The organism is Kluyvera sp. 142486 (assembly GCF_046569695.1).
Lineage (GTDB): Bacteria > Pseudomonadota > Gammaproteobacteria > Enterobacterales > Enterobacteriaceae > Kluyvera.
Genome location: NZ_JBKHUI010000001.1, coordinates 33630 through 58696 on the forward strand (window position 1 = coordinate 33630; position 25067 = coordinate 58696).

Genomic DNA, 25067 nt, shown 5'->3' on the forward strand with positions numbered 1-25067 from the left:
TCACACCTCCTTCGGATTGGCCAGATAGCCAGTGGTATCGCCGCACGGACGTGCATTGGCGTTAGGTTTAATCACAATGCTGGGTTTGGTGAAGTGCGCGGACGGCAACGGCGCGACCGCCGCCAGTTGGCCGTGTTTCTGACGCAACGCTTCGATAGGACCAAAGTCCAGTGCGCGCAGCGGGCAGGATTCCACGCAAATTGGCTTTTTGCCTTCCGCCACGCGCTCATGGCAGCCGTCGCATTTGGTCATGTGACCTTTAGCTTCGTTGTACTGCGGCGCACCGTACGGGCAGGCCATATGGCAGTATCGGCAACCGATGCAGACATCTTCGTTGACCACCACAAAGCCATCTTCGCGTTTATGCATCGCGCCGCTTGGGCACACTTTGGTACAGGCCGGGTCTTCGCAGTGGTTACAGGCGATGGACAGATAGTAAGCAAAGACGTTCTGGTTCCAGACGCCGTTGTCTTCCTGCCAGTCGCCGCCCGCGTATTCGTAAATACGGCGGAAGCTAACGTCTGGGGTTAAGTCTTTGTAATCTTTACAGGCCAGCTCGCAGGTTTTGCAACCGGTGCAGCGGGCCGAGTCGATGAAAAATCCGTATTGGGTGCTCATGGGCTAGTCCTTATACCTTCTCGATCTCAACCAGGTTGGTGTGCTGCGGGTTGCCTTTCGCCAGTGGAGAAGGGCGATGCGTGGTCAGCGTGTTGATGCAGGAGCCGTGGTCAATCCGGTCTCCGTTCATCTCGGCGTCGTGCCAGGCGCCCTGGCCCATTGCGGAGACGCCCGGCATAATGCGCGGCGTGACTTTTGCCGGAATACGCAGCTCACCGCGGCCGTTAAACACGCGCACCATGTCGCCGTTCTGGATCCCGCGTTTCTGCGCATCCAGCGGGTTTAACCACACCTCCTGGCGGCAGGCGGCTTTCAGCACATCAACGTTGCCGTAGCTTGAGTGGGTGCGAGCTTTAAAGTGGAAACCAAACAGCTGTAGCGGGAAAGTGCCGCGCAGTGGGTCGTCCCAGCCTTCAAAGGTGGAGGCGTAGACCGGCAGCGGGCTGATGGTCTCGTCTTTCTCAAGCTGCCATTTCGCCGCGATATCGGCCAGGCGGCTGGAGTAGATTTCAATTTTGCCCGACGGCGTTTTTAACGGATTGGCCTCTGGATCTTTGCGGAAGCTCTGGTAGGCAACAAAGTGCCCATTCGGGTCTTTGCGCTTGTAGATGCCCATTTTTTTGAGTTCATCATAGGTCGGTAAATCTGCGTCTTTGGCGCGCATTTTGGCGTACAGATACTGCAGCCATTGCTCCTGAGAACGCCCTTCGGTGAACTTCTGATACACCTCGTCGCCCAGCCGTTTCGCTACTTCGCTTAAGATCCAGTAGATCGGCTTGCGTTCAAATTTTGGTGCCGTTGCCGGCTGGATAAAGATCAGGTAGCCCATATTCCCGGCATAGTCGTTGGGAATAATGTCTTCCTGTTCAACGGTCATCAGGTCAGGCAGCAGGATATCGGCGTACTTTGCCGAGGCGGTCATAAAGTTCTCAATCACCACGATCATTTCGCATTTGCTGTCGTCCTGCAAAATCTCGTGGGTTTTATTGATATCCGAGTGCTGGTTAATGATGGTATTGCCCGCATAGTTCCAGAAGAACTTGATAGGCACGTCCAGTTTATCTTTGCCTCGCACGCCGTCGTGGGTGGCGGTCATCTCGGCGCCGTGGTCGATCGCATCGGTCCAGGTAAAGCAGGAGATGGCCGTTTTGACCGGGTTAACCAGCACCGGGAAACGCTCGATGGTGATGGTATAGGTCGATTCGCGCGCGCCGCTGTTGCCGCCGTTAATACCGACATTACCGGTCAGAATCGGCAGCATGGCAATTGCACGGGCAGAGAGCTCGCCGTTTGCCTGACGCTGCGGCCCCCAGCCCTGGCAAATATAGGCCGGTTTAGCGCTGCCGATTTCACGTGCCAGCTTGATGATTCTGTCGGCAGGAATACCGGTAATGCTAGATGCCCACTGTGGGTTTTTCGCCACGCCGTCATCGCCCTGACCGAGAATATAGGCCTTATAGTGACCGTTGGCCGGCGCGCCTTCCGGCAGGGTTTTCTCGTCGTAACCAACACAGTATTTATCAAGGAACGGCTGATCAACCAGATTCTCGTCAATCAATACCCAGGCAATGCCGGCAACTAGCGCGGCGTCGGTACCCGGACGAATCGGGATCCACTCATCTTCACGACCAGCAGCGGTATCGGTATAGCGCGGATCGATAACGATCATGCGCGCATTTGAGCGTTCGCGAGCTTGTTCAAGATAATAGGTGATACCGCCGCCGCTCATGCGAGTTTCCGCCGGGTTGTTGCCGAACATCACCACCAGTTTACTGTTTTCGATATCGGAGGTGCTGTTGCCGTCATTGGTGCCGTAGGTATACGGCATGGCGCAGGCAATCTGGGCGGTGCTGTAGGTGCCGTACTGGTTGAGCGAACCGCCGTAGCAGTTCATCAGGCGCATCACGGCGGAACCGGATGGCGAGGAGCGTGTGATATTGCCGCCGACGATACCGGAAGAGTAGTTAATGTAGACGGATTCGTTGCCGTAATCTTTCACTACCCGTTTGAGGTTGCTGGCGATCGTGTCCAGCGCTTCATCCCAGCTAATGCGCTCGAATTTACCTTCGCCGCGTTTACCCACTCGCTTCATCGGATAGTTCAGGCGATCGGGATGGTTGATGCGACGGCGAATAGAACGCCCGCGCAGGCAAGCGCGTACCTGGTGATCGCCATAGATGTCGTGGCCGGTATTGTCGGTTTCGACCCAATATACTTCGTCGTCTTTCACATGCAGGCGCAGCGCGCAGCGGCTGCCACAGTTTACCGAGCAGGCGCCCCAGACCACTTTGTCTTCTGGCTGGCCTGCTGCACGGCGGCGGCCGTCGCGCGTAAAGAGAAGGGGAGCGAGAGACCGCCCGCTGCGAATGCTAAGGAGCCGATAGCCGACGATTTAATGAGGGTGCGTCGGCTTAGCCCCCCTGGCTTTTCCTGATCAGACATTACTCACTCCATTATTTTTGTTTAATGATTCCAGCGTGAAATTAAAAACCTGCTAACAATGGAAAGGGATAATACCTGGTTGGTGGTATACAAGTATTAATCCCGGTCAAAACAGCGGGTCATCCTAATGGGGTATTTGTGTGGCGGGGTTTGCCAGGTGAAGAGGTCATGTGCATAATTGTTTTACAACATAAAAACAGTTTTGTTACGGTCTGCGGGTTCCCGCAGGCTGATTTTCTTACCGCTAATCCGTTACTTATGGAACCTACCCATGCAGGATATTGATTCGTCCGCTATTCCGATGCCCGCGATTGAGACGGTCACGGTTCCCTACAAAGGGTTAAATTTTTTGCGTCCCGAAATTTTGCTCGATTTTATCAGCGTGACTGACGGCAAAGTCCTCGCCGTGACGCCGGTTGCCGTGCTCTATTCCACTATTGGGGTGCTAAGATCCGCTGAGTTGCGAAAAATTCCGGTGCTGGTATCCGGGCGCGTGGTGTATCCCATCAGTTCTCAGGCGCTGCCGTGCCTGCACTCGAAATTAACCATTAACACCATGTCGCAAAAGCTGCGTTTTCAGGGCGGGCTGGATGCGCTTTCCGACGATCATTCGCTGCGTGATGGCGTGCTGATTGGGATTGCGCTGGATTTTGTCGTGGAGAAGAAGGGGTAAGCGACACCGCCTCTCAAGTGAGGCGGTAGTGCATTACTGGGCGTTATCGGTGCGGGTGTAGAGAATTTTAAAGGTGTCATTTGCGCAGTGTCCGACGACCTGCGCCCCTTGCTTATCGGCCTGATCGTTAGGCACGATATCAAGAGTAAAGGCACTTTCAGCGACGCCGTTTTGCATGATTTTCTGCTGAATGTCGCTCCTGACGCGTTCACAGGAGTCAGGTACGGTTGCCAGCGCGGGCATCGCGCCTGCAAGCAGTAGTGCCAGTAACCAACGTGAAGACAGCATGATCGGCTCCTTTTCATAAGATTCGTGAAAAGTATAGCAGGGGCAATGTAAGCGTTTGTCTTTGAATCTCATTTTCTGATGTTTCTTAGCAAGGCGGTTATTTTTTGATTTCCGCCAGGCCAGACTATAAACAATTTTATATTGCTAATATAATTGAATAAATTCCCGAAACAGGATTGTGGCGTGAAGAAACTGATTTTACTGGCCTCGGCGTTTGCCGTACTGAGCGGCTGCGATAACAACACTACGCCGGCCGCGTTCACCCCGGAAATGGCAAGTTTTTCTAACGAATTCGACTTCGACCCGCTGCGCGGCCCGGTGAAGGATTTCAGCCAGACGCTGCTTAACGAAAAAGGCGAGGTGGCAAAGCGGGTGAGCGCACAACTCTCGCCGGAAGGCTGTTTCGATATGCTGGAGTTTCATGATATCGAGCAGGATACTGGCGCACTGCTGGTATTGAACGCCAACTATTATCTTGACGGTGTCACCCACGAGAAACGCGTGCGGTTACAGGGCAAATGCCAGTTGGCTGAATTCCCTTCAGCGGGCGTTAAATGGGAAACCGACGATAACGGCTTCGTGGTCAAGGCGCTTGGTAAAGATAGCGAGGTGGATTACCGCTATGACAAAGAAGGGTATCCGCTGGGTAAAGTGTCAACGTTAAAAGGGGTTACGCTGTCGGTTATCTCAACCCCATCGCAGGATTCGCGTAAAAAGCTCGATTACACCGCCGTGAGTATGCTCAATAAACAGCCAGCGGGGAATGTCACGCAAAGCTGTGATTACGATCGCCACGATAATCCGGTGAGCTGCGAGTTAGAGGTGGTGGACCAGAGCGTTAAGCCGCCGGTGACCCAGCGTTACACCATCAAAAACACCATTGAATATTACTGATGTGAATAGATAAGTGGCAAAGAAAAGGGCGCTGAGAAGCGCCCTTTTTTGCTGTGATTAGCGAACAACGCGCCCGGTTGAGCGGTCAAGACAGCGCAGGGTGTTGGGCTCCCAGTACGCATTCACGTTGGTGCTTTTCAGGCAATTATCGCGGGCATCAAAAGCAACATCTTCTTTATCCCACTCTTTTTCAGCGCGTTTGTTCACTTTCTGGCGCAGCTGACGGGTGTCGTTCCATTGTTCTTTATCCATCGCCGCGTTCTGGCGACTCTGTGCGCTATCGCCAGATTCAATAACCAGTTTGTTGGTTTCAGCAGAAGCGGAGGCGGTGTACACAATGGCACCCAGCGTCAGCATAGCCGTCAGGCAAAGGCGTTTGCTAAGTGTAATTTTCATCGGTGAGTTCCTTTAGCATGGTAAATACGATGACTCCTGAAAGCAGTCTACTACAACTCAGGCGACGGGCATACCCGTGAAAACCCCGTGGTCGAATCTGGTTGATTTTTGCGTATCATAGGGAAATTCGTATGTTGATGAAGATAAACGATGTTAAAGACTTCGCTGCTCTTTTTTGCTACCGCGCTGTGTGAAATTATCGGCTGCTATTTACCGTGGTTATGGTTGAAGCGGGGGGCGACGCCGCTGTTGCTCGCGCCGGCAGGGCTCGCGTTGGCCCTGTTTGTCTGGTTGCTTACACTGCATCCCGCTGCCAGCGGCCGCGTTTATGCCGCTTACGGTGGGGTGTATATCTTTACCGCTCTGCTATGGCTGCGTGTCGTTGAAGGTGAAAAGCTAACCATGTATGACTGGCTCGGTGCGGCAGTTGCGCTCTGCGGCATGCTGATTATAGTCGCCGGTTGGGGACGCGCCTGACTCCTGGCCCGAAAGGGCCATATCCCTCCCTTTATCTTCGTATTTCTCGTCTTTTGGACTGAATTTCCCCTCTCATTTTTGTGATCTTCTCCGGTAAATTTCGATATTAATACTTGTATGGTAGTTTGGTCAGGCGTAATTTCGCCACACTAACCTATGAGATGTAAAGCTAAGGATTGAAGATGAAAATTGTGGGTGCTGAGGTTTTTGTAACCTGTCCTGGACGTAACTTCGTCACGCTGAAAATTACCACCGATAGCGGCTTAGTCGGCTACGGTGATGCCACGCTAAACGGCCGCGAACTGTCCGTTGCCTCCTACCTGAAGGATCATTTGTGCCCGCAACTGGTGGGGCGCGATGCACATCGCATCGAAGATATCTGGCAGTTCTTCTACAAAGGCGCCTATTGGCGTCGCGGCCCGGTGACCATGTCCGCTATCTCGGCGGTTGATATGGCGCTGTGGGACATTAAAGCCAAAGCCGCCAATATGCCGCTGTACCAGTTGCTGGGCGGCGCGTCCCGTGAGGGCGTGATGGTGTACTGTCACACCACTGGTCACACCATTGATGAAGTGCTGGAAGATTACGCGCGTCATAAAGAGATGGGCTTTAAAGCCATTCGCGTTCAGTGCGGCGTGCCGGGCATGAAAACCACCTACGGTATGTCTAAAGGCAAGGGGCTGGCCTACGAACCGGCAACCAAAGGGCAGTGGCCGGATGAGCAACTGTGGTCCACCGAGAAATACCTCGATTTCACGCCAAAACTGTTTGATGCGGTACGTAATCAGTTCGGTTTTGATGAACATCTGCTGCACGACATGCATCACCGTCTGACCCCAATCGAAGCGGCCCGTTTTGGTAAGAGCATCGAACAGTACCGCCTGTTCTGGATGGAAGATCCAACCCCTGCGGAGAACCAGGAGTGCTTCCGTCTGATTCGCCAGCACACCGTCACTCCGATTGCGGTCGGTGAAGTATTCAACAGCATCTGGGATTGCAAACAGCTGATCGAAGAGCAGTTGATTGATTATATCCGCACCACCATTACCCACGCGGGTGGCATCACCGGTATGCGCCGCATCGCCGACTTTGCGTCGCTGTATCAGGTACGTACCGGCTCTCATGGCCCATCAGATCTCTCTCCGGTCTGCATGGCTGCCGCGCTGCACTTTGACCTGTGGGTACCAAACTTCGGCGTTCAGGAATACATGGGTTACTCCGAACAGATGCTGGAAGTCTTCCCGCATAACTGGACCTTCGATAACGGCTATATGCACCCAGGCGACAAACCGGGCTTAGGCATCGAGTTTGACGAAAAACTGGCAGCGAAATATCCGTACGATCCAGCTTATCTGCCTGTAGCACGTCTGGAAGATGGCACGTTGTGGAACTGGTAATAAGGAACACAAAATGAAAAGTATCGTGATTAAACAGCCTGAAGAACTGGTTATTGAAGAACGTCCATTGCCAGAACCTGGCGTCGGAGAAGTCCGCGTTAAAGTGAAAATAGCCGGTATCTGCGGCTCTGATAGCCATATTTATCGCGGCCATAACCCTTTTGCGCGCTATCCACGCGTTATCGGTCATGAGTTTTTTGGCGTGATTGATGCCGTTGGCGAAGGTGTCACCGATAAGCAGATAGGTGAGCGCGTTTGTGTTGATCCGGTGATCAGCTGCGGTCATTGCTACCCCTGTTCTGTAGGCAAACCTAACGTCTGTACGTCTCTGGTGGTGCTCGGCGTCCATCGCGATGGTGGTTTCAGTGAATATACCGTCGTCCCGGCGAAAAATGCCTGGAGCGTTGCGGATAATATTGCCGATCACCACGCCGTAATGGTTGAACCCTTCACGATTGCGGCAAACGTCACCGGCCAGGTCAATCCAACGGAAGCTGACGTAGCGTTGATTTATGGCGCGGGCCCGATGGGTTTAACCACCCTGCAGGCGCTGAAAGGCGTTTATCGCGTTAAGCAGGTCATTGTAGCCGACCGAATTAATGAACGGCTGGCCATGGCAGAGCGCTGCGGTGCTGATTGGGTCATTAATAACGGCGAGAAACCGCTGGCTGAATGGCTCGATGAGAAGGGGCTTAAACCGACGTTGATCGTCGATGCCGCTTGTCATCCGACGATTTTACAAGAGGCCATCACGCTGGCCTCTCCGGCAGCGCGTATTGTTCTGATGGGTTTTTCCAGCGATCCGTCAACCATTACTCAACAAGGTATCACAGGTAAGGAGCTCTCTATTTATTCTTCGCGACTTAACGCGAATAAATTCCCGGTGGTTCTCGAGTGGTTAGAAAAAGGATTAATTGATCCTGACAAACTCATCACGCATTACTTTGATTACCACCATGTTATCGATGCCATTGAATTATTTGAAAAGGATCAAAAATCCTGCTGTAAGGTCTTACTCACGTTTGATAAATAAAAACAAGATCATGCGATTAAGCTGTACGCATCTTACCCGGAGATGATTGCAATGACGCAATTAACACATGAAAGAACGACATCTGATTTAGTGAGAGCCGCCGTATCCGGTTGGCTTGGAACTGCATTAGAGTTTATGGATTTTCAGCTCTATTCATTAGGTGCAGCACTTGTTTTCCATGAAATATTCTTCCCTGAACAGTCGGCAGCAATGGCATTAATTCTGGCGATGGGGACCTACGGTGCCGGCTATATTGCGCGTATTGTTGGGGCATTTATTTTTGGCAAAATGGGTGACAGCGTCGGGCGTAAAAAGGTGCTGTTTATTACCATCACCATGATGGGGATCTGCACCACGTTAATTGGCGTACTACCAACCTACGCACAGATTGGTATTTTTGCGCCAATTCTGTTGGTGACATTGCGTATTATCCAGGGGTTAGGTGCGGGCGCTGAAATCTCCGGTGCAGGTACCATGCTGGCGGAATACGCCCCTAAAGGCAAACGCGGTCTGATCTCCTCCCTGGTGGCGATGGGGACCAACTGCGGTACGCTTACTGCAACGGCTATCTGGGCGGTAATGTTCTTTCTGCTTGATCGTGAAGAACTGATCGCCTGGGGCTGGCGTATACCTTTCCTGGCAAGCGTCGTGGTGATGATCTTCGCTATCTGGTTACGTTTGAACCTGAAAGAAAGCCCGGTATTTGAAAAAGTGAGTGAAGCCGATGTTGCGGTTACTGAAACTCCGGCGAATGACAATACCATCGGTGCGATGTTCCGTAGCAAATCCTTCTGGTTAGCCACGGGGCTGCGTTTTGGTCAGGCGGGTAACTCCGGTTTGATTCAGACGTTCCTTGCAGGATATCTGGTTCAAACGCTGCTGTTTGATAAAGGGATCCCAACGGATGCGCTGATGATAAGTTCCGTTATCGGCTTCCTGACCATCCCGCTGCTTGGTTGGCTGTCCGATAAATACGGTCGTCGTCTGCCTTATATTTTGCTCTGTATTTCCGCCATTATTCTGGCGTACCCAATGGTGTCGATTATTGTCGATAAGACCTACAGCGCCAGCGTAATAATGATGTCGATCATTATTATCCATAACTTTGCGGTACTAGGCCTGTTTGCGCTGGAAAACATTACGATGGCTGAGATGTTCGGCTCGCGTAACCGCTTTACTCGCATGGCTATCTCGAAAGAGGCAGGTGGTCTGGTTGCCGTTGGTTTTGGGCCGGTACTGGCGGGGATCTTCTGCAATATGACCGGGTCGTGGTACCCGATTGTCATTATGCTGATTTGTTATTCGGTGATTGGTCTTATTGCGGCATTACTGATGCCTGAGGTCTGCGACCGTGACCTCAGCCTGGCTGAAGACGCTGCTGACGCGACTGCTACCGCAGAGAAAAAGACAAACCAACAATATGCCTGATTGTGAAGCCCATCGCAGCATTGCGATGGGCTTTTTATATTGGCGAGATTAATCTAAAAAATATTATACGTGGTTAAGGAAAAATGAACTTTATTAACGATCGTTTTATGATCGAGAGTGATGTTGGGGTTCGGTTATATAAAGATGTAGCCGCTCAACTACCGATTATCGATTATCACTGTCACCTCGATGCAAAAGAAATCTACGAAAATAAAAACTTCGATAATATCACGCAACTGTGGCTGGCAGGAGACCACTATAAATGGCGTGCAATGCGTGCAAACGGTATTTCAGAACGCTATATTACCGGCGATGCAACGGCGGAAGAGAAATTTAAAGCCTGGGCTGAAACAGTGGAGGCCTCATTTGGTAATCCGCTATATCACTGGACTCACCTGGAACTGAATAAATATTTCGGCTGCAATGACATGTTGAGCAGTGAAAACTGGCAGCAGATTATGCAGCATTGTGATCAGCAAATTACCACTGATGATTTTAAACCACGCCGCTTAATCGCACGCTCTAATGTGGCCGTCATTTGTACCACCGACGCGCCATTAGACTCTTTGGAATACCATCGCCTGTTACAACAGGACACCACCTTTACAACCCAGGTGCTGCCGACGTTCCGCCCGGACGATCTGTTCACCGACAACGCGCAGGATTTCGCTGCGTTCACCGCTAAGCTCGCGCAGATGACCGGGCGAGACATTCACGGTTTTGACGATTTTGCAGCAGCGCTAGCGCTGCGAATCGATCACTTCCATGAAACAGGCTGCCGTATCTCGGATCATGGCCCGGTTACCGTGGAGTATCAGCCAGCCGATGCTGCCTGCATCAATGATCTGTTCAACCAGAAACGTCGCGGCGAAGCGTTGAACGAGTATGAAACAGCGCAACTCAATAGTGCGATGTTTGTCATGCTGGCCCGTGAGTACAAAAAGCGCGGTTGGGCAATGCAAATCCACTTTGGTGCCATCCGCAGTAATAACACCCGGATGTTCCAAAAATTAGGGATTAATACTGGCTTTGACTCCATTGCCGATCAAACCCATCTGGCGGTGGGACTGAATCGTCTGCTAGACGCCATGGCGTTGAATGGTGGCCTGCCGAAAACCATTCTCTATAACCTGAACGCCAGCTACAACGACGTAGTGGCGACGACCATCGCTAACTTCCAGTCCGGTGAAGACGGCGTGAAATCGCCGATACAGTTTGGATCTGGTTGGTGGTTTAACGATACCCGTCGCGGCATGGAGAACCAACTTAATAGCCTCGCTGACCAGGGATTATTAATGCACTTTGTCGGCATGCTGACGGATTCCCGCAGTCTTGTTTCCTACACCCGTCATGATTATTTCCGTCGAATTCTTTGCAACTTAATTGGAGGTTGGGTTGACCGCGGCGAGGTACCTGACAACCACAGGATCTTATCGCAGATGGTTAGAAATATTTGTCACGATAACGCCGTTAATTATTTCAAATTTTAAATCCTTCCTTGCATGAGGGTAGAACATGTCTCGTACTAATAGAAAAATAACAATTCCAGTCAGTATTGGCTATGGCTTAACGGATATTATGGGCGGCGGGGCATTTACCGTCATCGGTGCCTGGCTGCTATTCTTTTACACAACGTTCGTCGGCTTATCTCCGGTTGAAGCTGCCTCCATCGTGGCGATCGCCCGTATTGTTGATGCGATTGTCAGCCTGTTTATGGGCAGCTTTACTGACCATTTCTATAAAAATTCATTAGGTAAACGATTTGGCCGTCGCCGCTTCTTCTTATTACTCGGCGCGCCATTAATGCTGGTATATATCCTGTTATGGATAACCGGGATGAGTTTTTGGTTCTATCTGGCTGTTTATCTGGCCTTTGAAATTATCGCGGCGATGGTATTGATCCCATGGGAAACGTTGCCATCTGAAATGACCAAAGACTTTAATTCCAGAACCAAACTCTCTACCTGTCGTATGTTCCTGTCGGCATCCGGTACGTTCCTGGCGACCTTTATTCCGGGACTGCTGATCAGTCACTTTGGCGAGCACGATCCGCATGCTTACTTTATCAATGGTGTGGTGTTTGCGATTCTGTTTATGTTCTGCGTCTTCATCTCCTGGAAAGTGACCTGGGAGCGCGACCTGACGCCGGAAATGCAAGCAGAACTGGAAAGTCACCGTCAGCCAACCTCCTTTATCGACAAGGTGATCGCGACGGGCAAGCTGTTTAAAGAATACTACTCAACGCTGAAAGTGCGGGCATTCAGAAAGCATCTGGCTATCTATCTGTTCTCTTTCACTGCAAAAGATGTCTATAACACCGTATTCGTCTTTTTCTGCGTGTACTGCCTGAACGTCTCGTCTTCGCTGTCAGGTACGCTGCTGTCGATGAGTATTGTGGGCCTGCCAGTAACGCTGTTGGCCGGGGTGGCGATCATCAAATATGGTCCATCACGCCTGTATGTTTTTGCTTATACCCTGATGATGCTGTGCCTGGTAGGGCTTTTCATGGTTTACCAATTCCCACCGGACAATAAAGTGACCATCCTGGTCGTGCTGGCTGCGGTGTATCAAGTAGGCCGTTGTGTTCTGGAGTTTACACCGTGGAACGTTTTCCCCTTCATTCCGGATATCGACGAGATGATCACCCGTCAGCGTCGTGAAGGGCTGTTTGCTGCGGTGATGACCTTCTCCCGTAAAACGACCGTGGCTATCGCGACGTTTGTGGTGGGCGTGATGTTGCAAGAGGGCGGTTTTGTGAAGGGCAGCCTGGTACAGCCTGAAAGTGCCGTGAATACGATTGCAGTGCTGTTGTTTGCCGGTACGGCGGGTCTGCTGCTGATTGCTTTGTGGCAGGCGGTGACGTTCCACCTGAATAAACGCACGCACAAAATCTTTGTCGATGAAGTTGAGCGCTTGAAAGCGAAGGGTTCAAAGCGCGATGTTACGCCTGAGACGCGCAAGATTGTCGAAGACCTGACGGGCTACTCTTATGACGACCTGTGGAACGAACCGCAGCCGGCTGAGGGGCATCTGAAGCACACGGCGCCAGTCAATTAATGTTTCTATGATAACCCTGACGACTGCGTTGCGGCTTGTCAGGGTTGTCACACAACTTAAAAACCATGTCATACCAATAGCCAATATATTAACGCAAATCAAAATCTCGTGTGATGGTCTCGTTAAACTAGTATGGCAATCAACATTCTCTACAGCGAGTCAAAAAGATGCAGAATAAGCTATTAACCGCTAAGGCAACTCTCCCAAGCTACGATCGCAGCAAACTGGTGCCGCGCATTGTACATCTCGGTTTTGGTGCGTTTCACCGCGCCCATCAGGCTGTCTATGCTGATATCCTTGCCGCAGAACACGGCAGCGATTGGGGTTATACCGAAGTTAACCTGATCGGCGGTGAGCAGCAGATTGCCGACCTGAACAATCAGGACAATTTATACACCGTGGCGGAAATGTCCGCGGATGCATGGACTGCCCGCGTGGTGGGCGTCGTTAAAGAAGCGCTGCACGCGCAGGTTGATGGCCTGGAAACCGTTCTGGCGAAGATGTGCGAACCACAGGTCGCTATCGTTTCCCTGACCATCACCGAGAAGGGCTACTGCCACTCTCCGGCCACCGGCCAATTGATGCTCGATCACCCATTTATTGTGGCTGACCTGCAGAACCCACATCAGCCAAAATCTGCGCCGGGCGTTATCGTTGAAGCGCTGGCTCGCCGTAAAGCCGCTGGCCTGCCGCCATTTAGCGTGATGTCCTGCGACAACATGCCGGAAAACGGTCATGTGATGCGTAATGTGGTATGTGCCTTTGCACGTGCGGTAGATGCGGGTCTGGCTGATTGGATCGAATCTCATGTGACATTCCCATCCACCATGGTTGACCGTATCGTTCCTGCCGTTACGCCAGAAACGCTGGATAAAATCGAACAGCTGACCGGCGTTCGCGATCCAGCGGGTGTTGCCTGTGAGCCGTTCCGTCAGTGGGTTATCGAAGATAACTTCGTCGCTGGCCGTCCGGAATGGGAAAACGCGGGCGCTGAACTGGTCAGCGACGTCATCCCGTTTGAAGAGATGAAACTGCGCATGCTGAACGGCAGCCACTCCTTCCTGGCCTATCTGGGCTATCTGGCAGGCTATCAGCACATCAACGATTGCATGGGTGATGATAACTACCGCCGCGCAGCGCATGCGTTGATGCTCAAAGAGCAGGCTCCAACCCTGAAAGTGCAAAACGTCGATCTGGCGCGCTATGCCGATCTGCTGATTGAGCGTTACACCAACCCGGCGCTGCGTCACCGTACCTGGCAGATCTCCATGGACGGTAGCCAGAAACTGCCTCAGCGTATGCTCGATTCTGTACGCTGGCATCTGGCTGATAACAGCAGCTTTACACTGCTGGCACTGGGTGTTGCAGGCTGGATGCGCTACGTAGGCGGCGTGGATGAGCAGGGCAACGCGATTGAAGTTTGCGATCCGCTGCTGCCGGTTATCCAGGGCGTGGTACAGCAGAGTGAAGAGGGTGAAGCTCGCGTGAAAGCGCTGCTGGGTATTGAAGCTATCTTCGGTAAAGACCTGCCTAAGGAAGCGAAATTCGTTGAGCAGGTGACGGCAGCCTATCTGTCACTGCTGAGCAAAGGTGCAAAAGCGACCGTTGCTGAATTTGCTGCCTGATTTCGTTGTATGACCATTAATGCCGCCGCTACTGGCGGCATTTTCTTTTATATCTGCCGTCATTACACTTCTTTAAAGTAATTCAAGCCCCTTGAAATAATGGACGATTATTTGCACGCCGCAACTATCATTTTGGTGAATTAATGCTATCGGCATAGTCACAAATATGTCATGGTTATAGCGAAAGAATAATGGACACTGTGAAATAAGGAGCTCGGGCTATGTACAAAAAAATTCTGATGCCTGTAGATATTTTTGAAATGGACTTAAGTGATAAAGCGATTCGCCATGCCGTTTTTCTGGCCGGTGAGACGGGTGAAATTACGCTATTAAATGTATTACCTAACAGCAATCGCTCTATTTTACGCGGCTTCGCGGCGGATATTAAAAAATTTGAAGATTTCATGCAGGCAGAGTCGGTCAAGAAAATGAAAAACCTGCAGCGCCTCTTTGATATGCCTGCCGAGCGGCTGCATACCGACGTCCGCTTTGGCAATATCCGCGATGAAGTGATCGCGCTGAGCAAGAGCGGGGAGTACGATGCGATAGTCATTGGCTCACGCCAGCGAGGGATGACCACGCACCTTCTGGGGTCGAACGCCGAATCTATTCTGCGTTACGCCAATATTCCGACAATGGTCATTCGATAAAAATAAGGCCTTCAGTAATGAAGGCCTTATTTCTTATTCTTCGCTAAACCAGTCGCTGTTTTCCTGACGAATTAACAACACTGATTCACCAATTTCCTGCAGGTGCAGGGTCATCGCTTTTTCTACCGCATCCGCATCGCGTTTTTCCAGCGAAGCGAATATTTCATGGTGCTGCTTTAATAACATCTCCGGTGAGGAGACATGATCAAGGCTCATATAACGCACGCGGTCGATAGCGGCTTTTATATTCTCGATAGTATCCCAGGCTAACTGGCAATCTGCAATATTTGACAGCAGCTGGTGGAATTCGTCGTCGAGCAGGAAGAAATCGTTCAGCTGCTGGCGGTCGATGGCAATACGCTGCTGGTGCAGGTTTTGCTCAAGCTGATAGCTTTGTGCATCGGTGATCATCGTGGCTGCGCGTCTTGCCACCGCACATTCAATAGCCTGACGAACGAAACACCCATTACGCACCTGGGAAAGTGAAATCTTGTTTACGTAACTGCCGCGCTGCGGGCGAATCTGGATCAGACCGTTCTCAGCGAGTTTGATAAACGCTTCACGCACCGGCTGGCGAGAAACGTCAAACCGCAGCGACACCTCTTTTTCCGAAAGCGGGGTGCCTGGCGGAATAAGACAGTGCACGATATCGCGACGCAGGATGCGATAAATTTGCTGGTTGACGGGTTGTGTTGGGTTCAGTTGGGTTTCGGCGGCCATTGAGTCGTTCTTATCAGCTGATTAAGCTGCTATTTTACGCTTTTTTTGCCGCCGAGCCCAGACCCGACCGGGGGTCGGGTTGAGTTTAAATGCTAACTTTGGCGATGAACGCTCAGGCCAGCATAGGTCTGGCTGACCGGCATCATCTCGACGGTGTTAATATTGACGTGTTTTGGCAACGTCGCCACCCACCATACTGCTTCGGTCACGTCTTCTGGCGTTAGCGCGTTGGCATTTTCGTAGGTTTTACCGGCTTTGCTGTCGTCACCTTTAAAGCGCACGTTGGAGAACTCCGTGCCACCTACCAGACCTGGTTCGATATCGGTTACGCGAACGGCGGTGCCGTGCAGATCGGTACGCAGGTTCAGGCTGAACTGACGCACGAACGCTTTGGTCGCGCCGTAAACGTTGCCTCCCGCATATGGCCAGCTACCGGCGGTGGAGCCGATATTAATTACGTGCCCGCGATTGCGCTCTACCATGCCCGGCAGTACCGCACGAGTCATATACACCAGACCTTTGTTGTTGGTGTCAATCATGTCTTCCCAATCTTCAACGCTTGCGCGGTGAGCCGGTTCCAGCCCCAGCGCCAGCCCGGCGTTGTTGACCAGAATATCGATGTCACGCCATTCAGCGGGCAGATTGGCAATAGTCTCTTCAATTGCCGCACGGTTACGCACGTCCAGCTGAACGGTCAGAATGCTGTCGCCTAACTCATCTTTCAGCGCTTTTAAACGCTCATTGCGACGGCCAGTGGCAATGACTTTGTGCCCGTTGGCAATAAAACGGCGCGTAATGCTTTCGCCAAAACCTGCCGTTGCTCCGGTTACCAGTACGATCATCTCTCTGTTCCTTCAACGCTTAAGTGTTGTATTACGATAGCAGAACACCCGGTTTTCAATCATCTGTTTTGTAATGAGATTTTTTCTTTCTGCAAAATGTCAGCAAAAAACACAACGTTATCAGTCTGCCATTAGCATCGCGCCGGTTAGGCGTAATAGATGAATGATGGGTTGATTAAGAAATAACCTATACTATTTATAACGGCGTTCGCTGGAGGCTCAACATGTACACTCCAATGGTTGCAGTCATGTTCGTCTTACTGGTAGCTCAGGCGCTTATTGAGATCGGTTTTTTGAAACAATAAGCTAGTTTCAGCAATAAACGGCTGATAGCGATACGGTTGCATCTCTCTCAGGCGCACTCACCACTATGCTTCCTGCCTCTGGGAGCGGCAGATATCTGTGCCACTTTTATCGAGCTAACGCCATCCCTCAAAGAAAAAACGCTCCTGCCGGGTAAAACCATTGCGGTCTATCAAGAGCTTGCTACTCTGGAACCCTGTTATTTTCAGGAATCCAGGATGTCGGCCATGAATCCATTTTTTGCCAGCAGTACGTTACCTTACCAGGCACCGCCTTTTGATGCGATTAACGATAGCCACTATCGTCCGGCCTTTGACGAAGCGCTAAAGCGCAAGCGTCAGGAGATTGCCGACATTGCCAATAACCCGTCTCCGGCAACCTTCGATAACACCTTTGTGGCGCTGGAAAAAAGCGGGGAGATGCTTTCTCGGGTCAACGCCGTTTTCTTTGCCATGGCCGCCTCCCACAGCAACGATACCATCCAGCAACTGGACGAAGCGTTCTCCGCTGAATTGGCTGGGCTTGCCAACGATATTTACCTCAATGATGCGCTGTTTAGCCGTATTGAATACGTGTGGCAGCAGCGCGATGCGCTCGATCTGGATGCGGAGTCCCGTCGCCTGGTTGAGGTCATCTATCAGCGTTTCATTCAGGCTGGAGCAAGGCTGGGGGATGCGGAAAAAGCGGAGCTGAAAACCCTCAATACCGAAGCGGCAACCCTGAGCAGCCAGTTTCACCAGTGTCTGCTGGGCGCGGCAAAAAGCGGCGGGCTGGTGGTAGAGAGCGTGGAGGAACTCGCGGGGTTCAGCGCAGATGAAATTGCCGTTGCCGCTGCAGCGGCGAACGATCGCGGTCTGGCGGGCCGCTGGCTTATCCCGCTGGTGAACACCACCCAGCAACCGGCATTGGCTCAGCTTCGTCAACGCAAAACCCGGGAAAAACTGTATAAAGCCGCCTGGGCCCGCAACCAGATGGGCGATGCTAACGACACGCGGGAGAAACTGCTAAAGCTGGTGGCGATCCGCGCGCGTCAGGCTGCGCTGCTGGGCTATAGCGACTATGCCAGCTGGAGTATGGCCGATCAAATGGCGAAAACGCCGAAAGCGGCTTTCGATTTTATGCGCGAGATTACCCCGGCGGCGCGGGCGCGGGCGGAAAGCGAACTGGCAGATATTCAGACGCTTATCGATAACGGCTCAGCCTCATTTACCGCCGAAGCATGGGACTGGCTGTTCTATTCTGAGCAGGTACGTCGTGAAAAATATGCTATCGATGAAGCGCAGATTAAACCGTGGTTCGCCCTCGAGCGCGTGTTGGTTGACGGCGTTTTCTGGTCTGCCAGCCAGCTGTTTGGAATAACGTTTATTGAACGTTTCGACCTGCCGGTTTATCACCCTGACGTGCGCGTCTGGGAAATCTTTGATGCCAACGGAGAGGGAATGGCGCTGTTTTACGGTGATATCTTCGCCCGCGACAGCAAAAGCGGCGGGGCGTGGATGGACAACTTTGTGCCGCAATCTACCCTGAACGGTACGCGTCCGGTTATCTATAACGTCTGTAATTACCAGAAACCGGCCGCCGGAAAAAGCGCGCTTATCTCCTGGGATGATGTGATTACCCTGTTCCACGAATTTGGTCACGCGCTGCACGGGCTGTTTGCCAGCCAACGCTACGTCACGCTGTCGGGGACCAATACGCCGCGCGATTTTGTCGAGTTCCCGTCGCAGATCAACGAACACTGGGCCAGCCATCCTGACGTCTTCGCCCACTATGCGCTTCATCATGAAACCGGTGAGCCGATGCCGGAAGCCCTACGCGAGAGCCTGTTCCGCGCAGCCAACTTCAACAAAGGTTATGACATGACCGAGTTGCTGAGCGCCGCGCTGCTGGATATGAACTGGCACAGCCTGAGCGCTGAGTCGCTGCCGCAGGACGTTGAACAGTTTGAAACGGCGACGCTGGCGCTGGAAAACCTGGATCTCTGTGCCGTGCCCCCTCGTTATCGCAGCAGCTATTTCTCGCATATTTTCGGCGGGGGCTATGCGGCCGGGTACTACGCCTATCTATGGACTCAAATGCTGGCGGATGATGGTTATCAATGGTTTGTTGAGCAGGGCGGTTTGAATAGGGAAAACGGTCAGCGTTTCCGCGAGGCTATTTTGTCGCGCGGTAACAGCAGCGATTTAGAACAACTTTATCGCGACTGGCGAGGCCACGATCCGCTTATTACCCCAATGTTGAAAAACCGAGGGCTGAGTGAATAACCTGTTTAGCTAACGCATATCTGGCGTGGTCTATTCACGCCAGAAACCACAAAAAAATATAAAAAAAACCCGCACACAGGGCTGGCGGGTTAAGTACATCAATAAATAGAGCATTCTTGCTATCATTCCTGGAGGAAAGACAACGCCGCTAGTTTTACGTATTTGTAACAATTTAACAACCTGACATATTCGGTAGGGGATAAATCGCTGAATTACGCAGCAATGCGTCAGGTTTCCTCTTTACAAATGCGTTCACTTATTGAAGAAACTCGCCATTCGGGCTGCTATTATCGCTGTGTAAATCGTTGAGTTAATGGATTTAATTTCGACAATCTGCCCGGAGGCAAACATGAAAGTATCCCAGCGTAAAGCGCGTCGCAAGTCCATCTGGTCTAATCGTCCTGAGCATCAGGACCTGCAGGAATCCCGCTCAGGCAGATTGTGGGCAGGCCGTCAGGCCAGCTGTCAGAGTAAAAAGGCGTGGAAAAATTATGCCTTAAATAATGCACTCTCCGTTTAGCTTTAGTTGAATATTGCGGTGGTAGGGTAGTGGTTAGCAACGATGGTCCAATCAGGAAGAGCGGACGATTGTAGAAACAAAAAATCTATCCATGCAAGCATTTATGCCGCCAGTTAACCTGGCGGTTTTTTTTATCCGTTAATCATTCCATCTTCCGCTAAAATAGGCAGTCAGGAAACCGGAAAACAGAATGAGCCCCACGGCAACCAGAAACACTTGCATATTATCCAGCATGATGACCTCCTCTTTAACGATTCTCACAATGAGCACCTAATTAGCCTACTGATTTAAACTTAGACTAACGCCGTAATTTGTGAATTAATTATTTGTTGCAGTAAATTTTTTTCTGTACGCCAGCGGACTTATTGCCAGATGTTGCTGAAAGCGTAAACGCAGATTTTTCGCATTGCCGAACCCGCTTAACTCCGCCACTTTTTCGACGCTATCCCGGCTGCTGGTCAGGCGATGTTGCGCCTGCTGCAAACGTGCATCGAGCAGCCAGCGGGCAGGGGTTTTCCCGGTGGCATCCTGAAAGCGGCGTAAAAAGGTTCGCTCGCTCATTCCCACCCGCTGCGCCAATGAACTGACGCTATGGCTTTCCGCCAGATGTTGATAAAGAAAATCAAACAGCATGCCCAGGCGCTGGCTTTCCCGCGTCCGGGCGACAGGGTGCGCAACCTGTTGCTTCTGCGCGCCATCGCGATGGGGCTGGATGACCAGACGTCGAGCGACCTGGTTTGCCGCCTCCAGGCCGAAATCCGTTCGCACCACGTGCAGGCAGAGGTCGATCCCGGCGGCGCTTCCGGCTGAGGTGAATACGAACTCTTGTGCGATATACAGCACATCTTCCACGACCTCGAGCGCCGGGTAGCGTTGCTGGAGCGTATCGACATAGCGCCAGTGGGTTGTAGCGCGTTTGCCGTCGAGCAGGCCCGCGGCGGCGAGCACGAAAACGCCAGAGCAGATGGATATCACCCGGCATCCGCGCTGATGCGCCTGCCTGAGCGCCTGACACAGTGCAGGGGGGACTTCGGCATCGACGCCGCGCCAGCCTGGCACCACGATGGTATCGGCATGCTCCAGCATACTTAAATCTCCGTCCGCCATGACCCGTATGCCGCCGGTGGCTCGTAGCTCACCTGCATCGACGGCGGCAACGGCAAAGCGATACCAGCCTGCGCCCATTTCGGGCCGGGGGAGCCCAAAAATCTCCACCGCCACGCCAAACTCAAAGGTGCAGAGGCCGTCATAGGCTAACGCCACTACCATCGGGGCGCACTTTGTCATGTTCTGGCTGTTTTCTGTCATTTCTGCGGGCGGTTGTTGCATGGGGGCCTGTTTATACTCATCCGGTCGTTACCATAGTGGTAACACAGAACCGGAGAATTAACGATGAGTTACGTGACCGACATCCCCACTGCAAGCGCCGCCGAAGCAGTCGCCCATTTTCGCCAGCGCCTGAGCGTTGAAACCGACTGCGCTGACGTGCACGCCTCACTGCAGCAACCCGACGTCGACTTTGTGCTGCTTCACGTGGTGGGAAGCGCTGAAACCTTCGCGCGCCGTCATATTCCCGGCGCGCTTCACCTGCGGCATGCCGATATCTCCGCTGAAAGAATGAACTCCTGGCCCGCTGAGACGCTGTTCGTGGTTTATTGTGCCGGGCCGCACTGCAACGGCGCCGACCAGGCAGCGCTTAAGCTGGCGTTACTGGGTCGTCCTGTCAAAGTGATGATTGGCGGGATCACCGGCTGGCAGGATGAGGGATTCGCCTTCCAATCGGGATCATGAAAATCTTTCAACAGTGATGAATTATTCTCGTTTGCCTGGGGCTCTTTCGAATGACACTATTCAGACATATAGCCATCCAGAAGTCTAAATGGTTCAAATAATAAATTATCACTCAGGGCAACGAGTTTGCCTGATGGAGTAAGGAGATCGCATGACACACCAACACGCCCCTTATCGCGCTGACATCGTAGGCAGTTTTTTACGCCCGCTGGCAATTAAAGAAGCCCGTCAACAGTTGGCTAACGGTGAAATCAACGCACAGCAGCTGCGCGCCGTAGAGGATGCCGAGATTCGGCGTGTGGTGCAGCATCAATGCGACTGCGGCCTGCACGTGGTCACCGACGGTGAGTTCCGCCGCGCCTGGTGGCATTTCGATTTCTTTGACGGCCTACAGGGCGTTGAACGCTATGACTCTGAAAGCGGTATTCAGTTTAACGGCGTGCAAACCCGCGCTCATGGCATTCGTGTAACCGGAAAACTGGGTTTTGGCGAACATCCGATGCTGGAAGATTTCCGCTTCCTGAAAAGCATCAGCGGCGAAGCGACGCCAAAAATGACCATCCCAAGCCCGAGCGTGCTGCATTTCCGTGGTGGGCGTAAAGATATCGATGCGACCGTTTACCCGGATCTGGCCGACTACTTTAATGACCTGGCCGATACCTGGCGTGATGCTATCCGCGCGTTTTACGATGCTGGCTGCCGCTATCTGCAGCTCGACGATACCGTATGGGCCTATCTGTGCTCCGACGACCAGCGTCGCCAGGTGCGTGAACGCGGTGACGATCCGGATAAGCTGGCGGCTATCTATGCTGACGTGTTGAATCGCGCGCTGGAAGGGAAGCCGGATGACCTGATTGTCGGGCTGCACGTGTGTCGCGGTAACTTCCGTTCGACCTGGATTTCAGAAGGCGGCTATGAGCCGGTGGCAGAGATCCTGTTTGGCCGCGTAAACGTCGATGCCTTCTTCCTCGAGTATGACAACGATCGCTCCGGCGACTTCGCGCCGCTGCGCTTTATCCGTCCAGGCCAGCAGAAAGCCGTGCTGGGGCTGATTACCACCAAGAACGGCGAGCTGGAAAACCCCCAGGGCGTGAAGGCGAGGGTAGAAGAAGCGTCTCAGTATGTGGCGTTAGATCAGATTTGCCTCAGCCCGCAGTGTGGTTTTGCTTCAACGGAAGAGGGAAACAGCCTGAGCGAGCAGCAGCAGTGGGATAAAGTACGTCTGGTGACGGGGATTGCGGCAGATATCTGGTAATTACAGTGTATCCCCGGCTGCGCTTCGCTTGGCCGGGCTACCTATCCTGTAGCCCGGCGAGGCGGAACGCCGACCCCAGGGGAACATTACGCCACGCTCACCGTGGCACCCCAAGTGCTGGCCTTAATGCCACGAATAATCAGCCACCACGCCAGCACGATAACTACCATCATGATCGGGAACAGCGCGTAGGGCGCGAAATGGGTCAGGATTTGCCCGGTCAACAACGGGTTTAGCGCCGCGCCGAGCCAGCCAAGGGCTTGAGCGGAGAAGTAGCTGGCTTTCATGCCCGGTGGGGCAATGTTATCAATCAGCATGTATTCTCCCGGTGCGTAGATGACTTCGCCCAGCGTAAAGACCGCCGCCGCCAGCCCCCAGAACAGTAAATTACTGCCCGATATCATAAATCCAGCCAGACCCAGCACGTAGCAGAAGGTGCCAAAGGTCATCAGCGGTTTCAGATTGGTCGCCGTTAACCGACGACCGATAGCGTACTGCAAGGTCACCACCACCGCGGCATTCACCGGCAGGATCACCGCCACCACCTTTTCGGCGAAGGTGCTATCGCCAATCGTCAGCACGTACTGTGACATACAGGAGGCGAATGAGCCGCCAACGAATGAGGCTAGCAGGCCGGAAAGGGTAAACCACAGCAGCGCGCGGTCGTGCAATAGCACGGACGGCGACCAGGCCACGGGCGTTTCCGCCATCTCGGCGGCGTTAACGCGCGCCACGTAGCGCTGGATAAACAGCAGTGGAAACGCGGCGCAAACCGCGGCCAGCCAGAACGGCAGGTTAATGCTGTGCATCACCAACAGCGTGCCAATCGGCGGGCCAATGGTCCAGCCGATGTTCAGGAAGGTGTAGTTAAGCGAAAAAATGCGCGCTTTGGTAGTTGCCGTCAGCGTGTCGGAGAAATAGGCCTTCAGCACGGTCGAGAAGACCGAATAGGAGCAGTTGATCAGCGAGAAAAAGAACACCACTAGCGGCACGCTATGCACCAGCGGAATGGCGACAAAGCCGGCGATAAAGAACGTCACGGCGATCAGCATATAGCGTTTCTTATCGAACTTGTCCGCCAGAATGCCAAAGCCGAGGCTGAAGATAACGCCGGCCACCAGCGCGATAGACAGCGCATAGCCGATGGTGTCTACCGTCAACGCGTACTTACGCGTGAGGTAAATGGTCATAAACGGAAGGGTCGCGCCGCGCCCGATGGTTAACAGTAACGACGATGCCAGCAGCGCAATCGTGGATCGTCTGGTCGTTGGTTTCATTTTCCTGCCCGAGAGGTGTCGTTGTGCGTTTTTTTGTTATCGCATTCACAAATATCATGACATAAGCGGCTTGTATACCTGAGCGCGTGTCGGGAAGTGCGATTTCACCCCGCCAGAAATAATGATCTATTCCTGGGCTGAATTTTTCGTTACTTTGAATGTGTTTACATAAATTTAATAAACGGTGGGGCGTGTATGACGCGTAAAGATGGGCTGCTGGCGCTGCTGGTGGTCGTAGTATGGGGTCTGAATTTTGTGGTTATTAAGGTGGGGCTGCACGGCATGCCGCCACTGCTACTGGCGGGATTACGCTTCCTGTTTGTGGCCTTCCCGGCGCTGTTCTTTGTCCCACGCCCCCACGTTCCGCTGCCTCTGCTGCTGGGCTATGCGCTGACCATCAGCTTCGGCCAGTTTGCCTTCCTGTTCTGCGCCATTAACTTCGGTATGCCCGCCGGGCTGGCGTCGCTGGTGCTGCAGGCGCAGGCCTTCTTTACCATTATTCTTGGCGCGTTTGTCTTTGGCGAACGCCTGCAGCGCAAGCAACTGGTCGGGATTTCACTGGCGGTGTTCGGTGTACTGGTGCTGATTGAAACCAGTATGACCGGGCAGCATGTGCAGCTACTGGGCTTTATGCTGACACTGGGTGCGGCGCTGTGCTGGGCGTGCGGCAATATCTTCAACAAAAAGATTATGCTGCACCCGTCGAAAACCGGCGTGATGTCGCTGGTGGTCTGGAGCGCGCTGATTCCGATTGTGCCGTTTATGCTCAGTTCGTGGATTTTCGAAGGACCACAGTTGATGGCGCAGAGTCTGATTCATATTGATCTCACTACCGTGCTATCGCTGGCCTATCTCTCCTTTATTGCCAGTATCGTAGGCTACGGGATCTGGGGTTCGCTGCTGGGACGCTATGAGACCTGGCGCGTGGCGCCGCTGTCGCTTCTGGTGCCGGTGGTGGGGCTCGCCAGCGCGTCGCTGCTGCTTGGTGAGACGCTGTCGGTGATGCAACTGGCAGGGGCGCTGCTGATTATGGCCGGGCTGCTGATTAACGTCTTTGGCCTGCGTATTCCGGGGCTGCGTCGGGCGGTGAAGGGATAACGGGATAAAAAAAGCCCCG

Annotated in this window: 23 protein-coding genes and 1 pseudogene; 15 read left to right on the forward strand and 9 right to left on the reverse strand. The window is 52.8% G+C overall.

Annotated elements, in window-relative coordinates; genetic code table 11:
* The gene (locus tag ACLGE8_RS00175; RefSeq protein WP_410995736.1) at positions 1–618 is read right to left on the reverse strand and encodes a DMSO/selenate family reductase complex B subunit; all 618 of its coding nucleotides are present in this window, start codon (positions 616–618) and stop codon (positions 1–3) included.
* A gap of 10 nt (positions 619–628) precedes the next feature.
* Positions 629–3060, reverse strand: a pseudogene (gene ynfE, locus ACLGE8_RS00180) (selenate/tellurate reductase subunit YnfE).
* Between the two features lie 271 nt (positions 3061–3331).
* On the opposite strand from ynfE, the gene ACLGE8_RS00185 reads away from it, so the two are divergent.
* On the forward strand, positions 3332–3733 hold the full coding sequence (locus tag ACLGE8_RS00185) for a dTDP-glucose pyrophosphorylase (protein ID WP_410995737.1): 402 nt from the start codon (positions 3332–3334) through the stop codon (positions 3731–3733).
* A gap of 33 nt (positions 3734–3766) precedes the next feature.
* Here ACLGE8_RS00185 and ACLGE8_RS00190 read toward each other — a convergent pair whose 3' ends face one another.
* Entirely contained in the window at positions 3767–4021 is a 255-nt protein-coding gene (locus tag ACLGE8_RS00190) for a DUF1161 domain-containing protein (protein WP_410995738.1), read from the reverse strand.
* A 183-nt stretch (positions 4022–4204) separates the two neighbouring features.
* Here ACLGE8_RS00190 and ACLGE8_RS00195 point away from each other — a divergent pair, with 183 nt between their 5' ends.
* On the forward strand, positions 4205–4915 hold the full coding sequence (locus ACLGE8_RS00195; protein ID WP_410995739.1) for a YnfC family lipoprotein: 711 nt from the start codon (positions 4205–4207) through the stop codon (positions 4913–4915).
* A 57-nt stretch (positions 4916–4972) separates the two neighbouring features.
* On the opposite strand, the gene ACLGE8_RS00200 is transcribed toward ACLGE8_RS00195, so the two are convergent.
* Complete coding sequence (locus ACLGE8_RS00200) at positions 4973–5311, reverse strand: DUF1283 family protein (RefSeq protein WP_333499849.1); 339 nt, start codon at positions 5309–5311, stop codon at positions 4973–4975.
* Positions 5312–5461: 150 nt separating this feature from the next.
* On the opposite strand from ACLGE8_RS00200, the gene ACLGE8_RS00205 reads away from it, so the two are divergent.
* The 8 genes from ACLGE8_RS00205 (at position 5462) to ACLGE8_RS00240 (ending at position 14978) form a co-directional block, all read left to right on the forward strand.
* The gene (locus tag ACLGE8_RS00205; protein WP_410995740.1) at positions 5462–5788 is read left to right on the forward strand and encodes a YnfA family protein; all 327 of its coding nucleotides are present in this window, start codon (positions 5462–5464) and stop codon (positions 5786–5788) included.
* 182 nt (positions 5789–5970) lie between these two features.
* Positions 5971–7185, forward strand: coding sequence for a starvation-sensing protein RspA (gene rspA, locus ACLGE8_RS00210; RefSeq protein WP_185669055.1), 1215 nt, complete (start codon positions 5971–5973; stop codon positions 7183–7185).
* Between the two features lie 13 nt (positions 7186–7198).
* Positions 7199–8218, forward strand: coding sequence for a Zn-dependent oxidoreductase (locus ACLGE8_RS00215; RefSeq protein WP_410995741.1), 1020 nt, complete (start codon positions 7199–7201; stop codon positions 8216–8218).
* 51 nt (positions 8219–8269) lie between these two features.
* Entirely contained in the window at positions 8270–9646 is a 1377-nt protein-coding gene (locus ACLGE8_RS00220; RefSeq protein WP_410995742.1) for an MFS transporter, read from the forward strand.
* Positions 9647–9729: 83 nt separating this feature from the next.
* Complete coding sequence (gene uxaC, locus ACLGE8_RS00225; protein ID WP_410995743.1) at positions 9730–11136, forward strand: glucuronate isomerase; 1407 nt, start codon at positions 9730–9732, stop codon at positions 11134–11136.
* A gap of 25 nt (positions 11137–11161) precedes the next feature.
* A complete protein-coding gene (locus ACLGE8_RS00230) occupies positions 11162–12703 on the forward strand; it encodes an MFS transporter (RefSeq protein WP_410995744.1) in 1542 nt (513 codons plus the stop codon).
* Positions 12704–12870: 167 nt separating this feature from the next.
* Positions 12871–14328, forward strand: coding sequence for a mannitol dehydrogenase family protein (locus ACLGE8_RS00235; protein WP_410995745.1), 1458 nt, complete (start codon positions 12871–12873; stop codon positions 14326–14328).
* 221 nt (positions 14329–14549) lie between these two features.
* On the forward strand, positions 14550–14978 hold the full coding sequence (locus ACLGE8_RS00240) for a universal stress protein (protein WP_410995746.1): 429 nt from the start codon (positions 14550–14552) through the stop codon (positions 14976–14978).
* A gap of 33 nt (positions 14979–15011) precedes the next feature.
* On the opposite strand, the gene ACLGE8_RS00245 is transcribed toward ACLGE8_RS00240, so the two are convergent.
* The gene (locus ACLGE8_RS00245) at positions 15012–15698 is read right to left on the reverse strand and encodes a GntR family transcriptional regulator (RefSeq protein WP_410995747.1); all 687 of its coding nucleotides are present in this window, start codon (positions 15696–15698) and stop codon (positions 15012–15014) included.
* Between the two features lie 92 nt (positions 15699–15790).
* Entirely contained in the window at positions 15791–16540 is a 750-nt protein-coding gene (gene ydfG, locus ACLGE8_RS00250) for a bifunctional NADP-dependent 3-hydroxy acid dehydrogenase/3-hydroxypropionate dehydrogenase YdfG (RefSeq protein WP_410995748.1), read from the reverse strand.
* Positions 16541–17061: 521 nt separating this feature from the next.
* Between ydfG and dcp the strand changes: the two genes are divergently transcribed.
* Both dcp and ACLGE8_RS00260 read left to right on the forward strand, forming a co-directional pair.
* Positions 17062–19107 (forward strand): peptidyl-dipeptidase Dcp, encoded by a 2046-nt coding sequence (dcp, locus tag ACLGE8_RS00255; protein WP_410995749.1) that lies wholly within the window; start codon positions 17062–17064, stop codon positions 19105–19107.
* A 349-nt stretch (positions 19108–19456) separates the two neighbouring features.
* Positions 19457–19627 (forward strand): hypothetical protein, encoded by a 171-nt coding sequence (locus tag ACLGE8_RS00260; protein WP_410995750.1) that lies wholly within the window; start codon positions 19457–19459, stop codon positions 19625–19627.
* Positions 19628–19765: 138 nt separating this feature from the next.
* Here the strand turns inward: ACLGE8_RS00260 and mgtS are convergent, their stop codons facing one another.
* On the reverse strand, positions 19766–19861 hold the full coding sequence (mgtS, locus tag ACLGE8_RS00265) for a protein MgtS (protein ID WP_185669042.1): 96 nt from the start codon (positions 19859–19861) through the stop codon (positions 19766–19768).
* Between the two features lie 84 nt (positions 19862–19945).
* Entirely contained in the window at positions 19946–20935 is a 990-nt protein-coding gene (gene ftrA / locus ACLGE8_RS00270; RefSeq protein WP_410996077.1) for a transcriptional regulator FtrA, read from the reverse strand.
* A gap of 84 nt (positions 20936–21019) precedes the next feature.
* On the opposite strand from ftrA, the gene ACLGE8_RS00275 reads away from it, so the two are divergent.
* Complete coding sequence (locus tag ACLGE8_RS00275) at positions 21020–21418, forward strand: rhodanese-like domain-containing protein (RefSeq protein ID WP_410995751.1); 399 nt, start codon at positions 21020–21022, stop codon at positions 21416–21418.
* A gap of 151 nt (positions 21419–21569) precedes the next feature.
* On the forward strand, positions 21570–22673 hold the full coding sequence (locus tag ACLGE8_RS00280) for a cobalamin-independent methionine synthase II family protein (RefSeq protein ID WP_410995753.1): 1104 nt from the start codon (positions 21570–21572) through the stop codon (positions 22671–22673).
* Between the two features lie 86 nt (positions 22674–22759).
* Here the strand turns inward: ACLGE8_RS00280 and ydeE are convergent, their stop codons facing one another.
* Positions 22760–23950: an efflux MFS transporter YdeE gene (gene ydeE / locus ACLGE8_RS00285; protein WP_410995755.1), complete on the reverse strand. Its 1191-nt coding sequence runs from the start codon at positions 23948–23950 to the stop codon at positions 22760–22762.
* 195 nt (positions 23951–24145) lie between these two features.
* Between ydeE and eamA the strand changes: the two genes are divergently transcribed.
* Positions 24146–25048, forward strand: coding sequence for an O-acetylserine/cysteine exporter (gene eamA / locus ACLGE8_RS00290; protein ID WP_410995756.1), 903 nt, complete (start codon positions 24146–24148; stop codon positions 25046–25048).
* Positions 25049–25067: the final 19 nt, after the last annotated feature.

Excerpts from the sequence above, each read along its gene's own strand:
- ACLGE8_RS00200 (WP_333499849.1), bottom strand. The coding sequence starts at position 5,311 with ATGAAAATTACACTTAGCAAACGCCTTTGCCTGACGGCTATGCTGACG.
- eamA (WP_410995756.1), top strand. The coding sequence starts at position 24,146 with ATGACGCGTAAAGATGGGCTGCTGGCGCTGCTGGTGGTCGTAGTATGG.
- ACLGE8_RS00190 (WP_410995738.1), bottom strand. The coding sequence starts at position 4,021 with ATGCTGTCTTCACGTTGGTTACTGGCACTACTGCTTGCAGGCGCGATG.
- uxaC (WP_410995743.1), top strand. The coding sequence starts at position 9,730 with ATGAACTTTATTAACGATCGTTTTATGATCGAGAGTGATGTTGGGGTT.
- ACLGE8_RS00230 (WP_410995744.1), top strand. The coding sequence starts at position 11,162 with ATGTCTCGTACTAATAGAAAAATAACAATTCCAGTCAGTATTGGCTAT.
- ACLGE8_RS00260 (WP_410995750.1), top strand. The coding sequence starts at position 19,457 with ATGAAAGTATCCCAGCGTAAAGCGCGTCGCAAGTCCATCTGGTCTAAT.
- ydfG (WP_410995748.1), bottom strand. The coding sequence starts at position 16,540 with ATGATCGTACTGGTAACCGGAGCAACGGCAGGTTTTGGCGAAAGCATT.
- rspA (WP_185669055.1), top strand. The coding sequence starts at position 5,971 with ATGAAAATTGTGGGTGCTGAGGTTTTTGTAACCTGTCCTGGACGTAAC.
- ACLGE8_RS00175 (WP_410995736.1), bottom strand. The coding sequence starts at position 618 with ATGAGCACCCAATACGGATTTTTCATCGACTCGGCCCGCTGCACCGGT.
- mgtS (WP_185669042.1), bottom strand. The coding sequence starts at position 19,861 with ATGCTGGATAATATGCAAGTGTTTCTGGTTGCCGTGGGGCTCATTCTG.
- ydeE (WP_410995755.1), bottom strand. The coding sequence starts at position 23,950 with ATGAAACCAACGACCAGACGATCCACGATTGCGCTGCTGGCATCGTCG.
- ACLGE8_RS00220 (WP_410995742.1), top strand. The coding sequence starts at position 8,270 with ATGACGCAATTAACACATGAAAGAACGACATCTGATTTAGTGAGAGCC.
- ACLGE8_RS00205 (WP_410995740.1), top strand. The coding sequence starts at position 5,462 with ATGTTAAAGACTTCGCTGCTCTTTTTTGCTACCGCGCTGTGTGAAATT.
- ACLGE8_RS00215 (WP_410995741.1), top strand. The coding sequence starts at position 7,199 with ATGAAAAGTATCGTGATTAAACAGCCTGAAGAACTGGTTATTGAAGAA.
- ACLGE8_RS00280 (WP_410995753.1), top strand. The coding sequence starts at position 21,570 with ATGACACACCAACACGCCCCTTATCGCGCTGACATCGTAGGCAGTTTT.
- ACLGE8_RS00275 (WP_410995751.1), top strand. The coding sequence starts at position 21,020 with ATGAGTTACGTGACCGACATCCCCACTGCAAGCGCCGCCGAAGCAGTC.
- ACLGE8_RS00245 (WP_410995747.1), bottom strand. The coding sequence starts at position 15,698 with ATGGCCGCCGAAACCCAACTGAACCCAACACAACCCGTCAACCAGCAA.
- ACLGE8_RS00185 (WP_410995737.1), top strand. The coding sequence starts at position 3,332 with ATGCAGGATATTGATTCGTCCGCTATTCCGATGCCCGCGATTGAGACG.
- ACLGE8_RS00240 (WP_410995746.1), top strand. The coding sequence starts at position 14,550 with ATGTACAAAAAAATTCTGATGCCTGTAGATATTTTTGAAATGGACTTA.
- ftrA (WP_410996077.1), bottom strand. The coding sequence starts at position 20,935 with ATGACAGAAAACAGCCAGAACATGACAAAGTGCGCCCCGATGGTAGTG.
- ACLGE8_RS00235 (WP_410995745.1), top strand. The coding sequence starts at position 12,871 with ATGCAGAATAAGCTATTAACCGCTAAGGCAACTCTCCCAAGCTACGAT.
- dcp (WP_410995749.1), top strand. The coding sequence starts at position 17,062 with ATGTCGGCCATGAATCCATTTTTTGCCAGCAGTACGTTACCTTACCAG.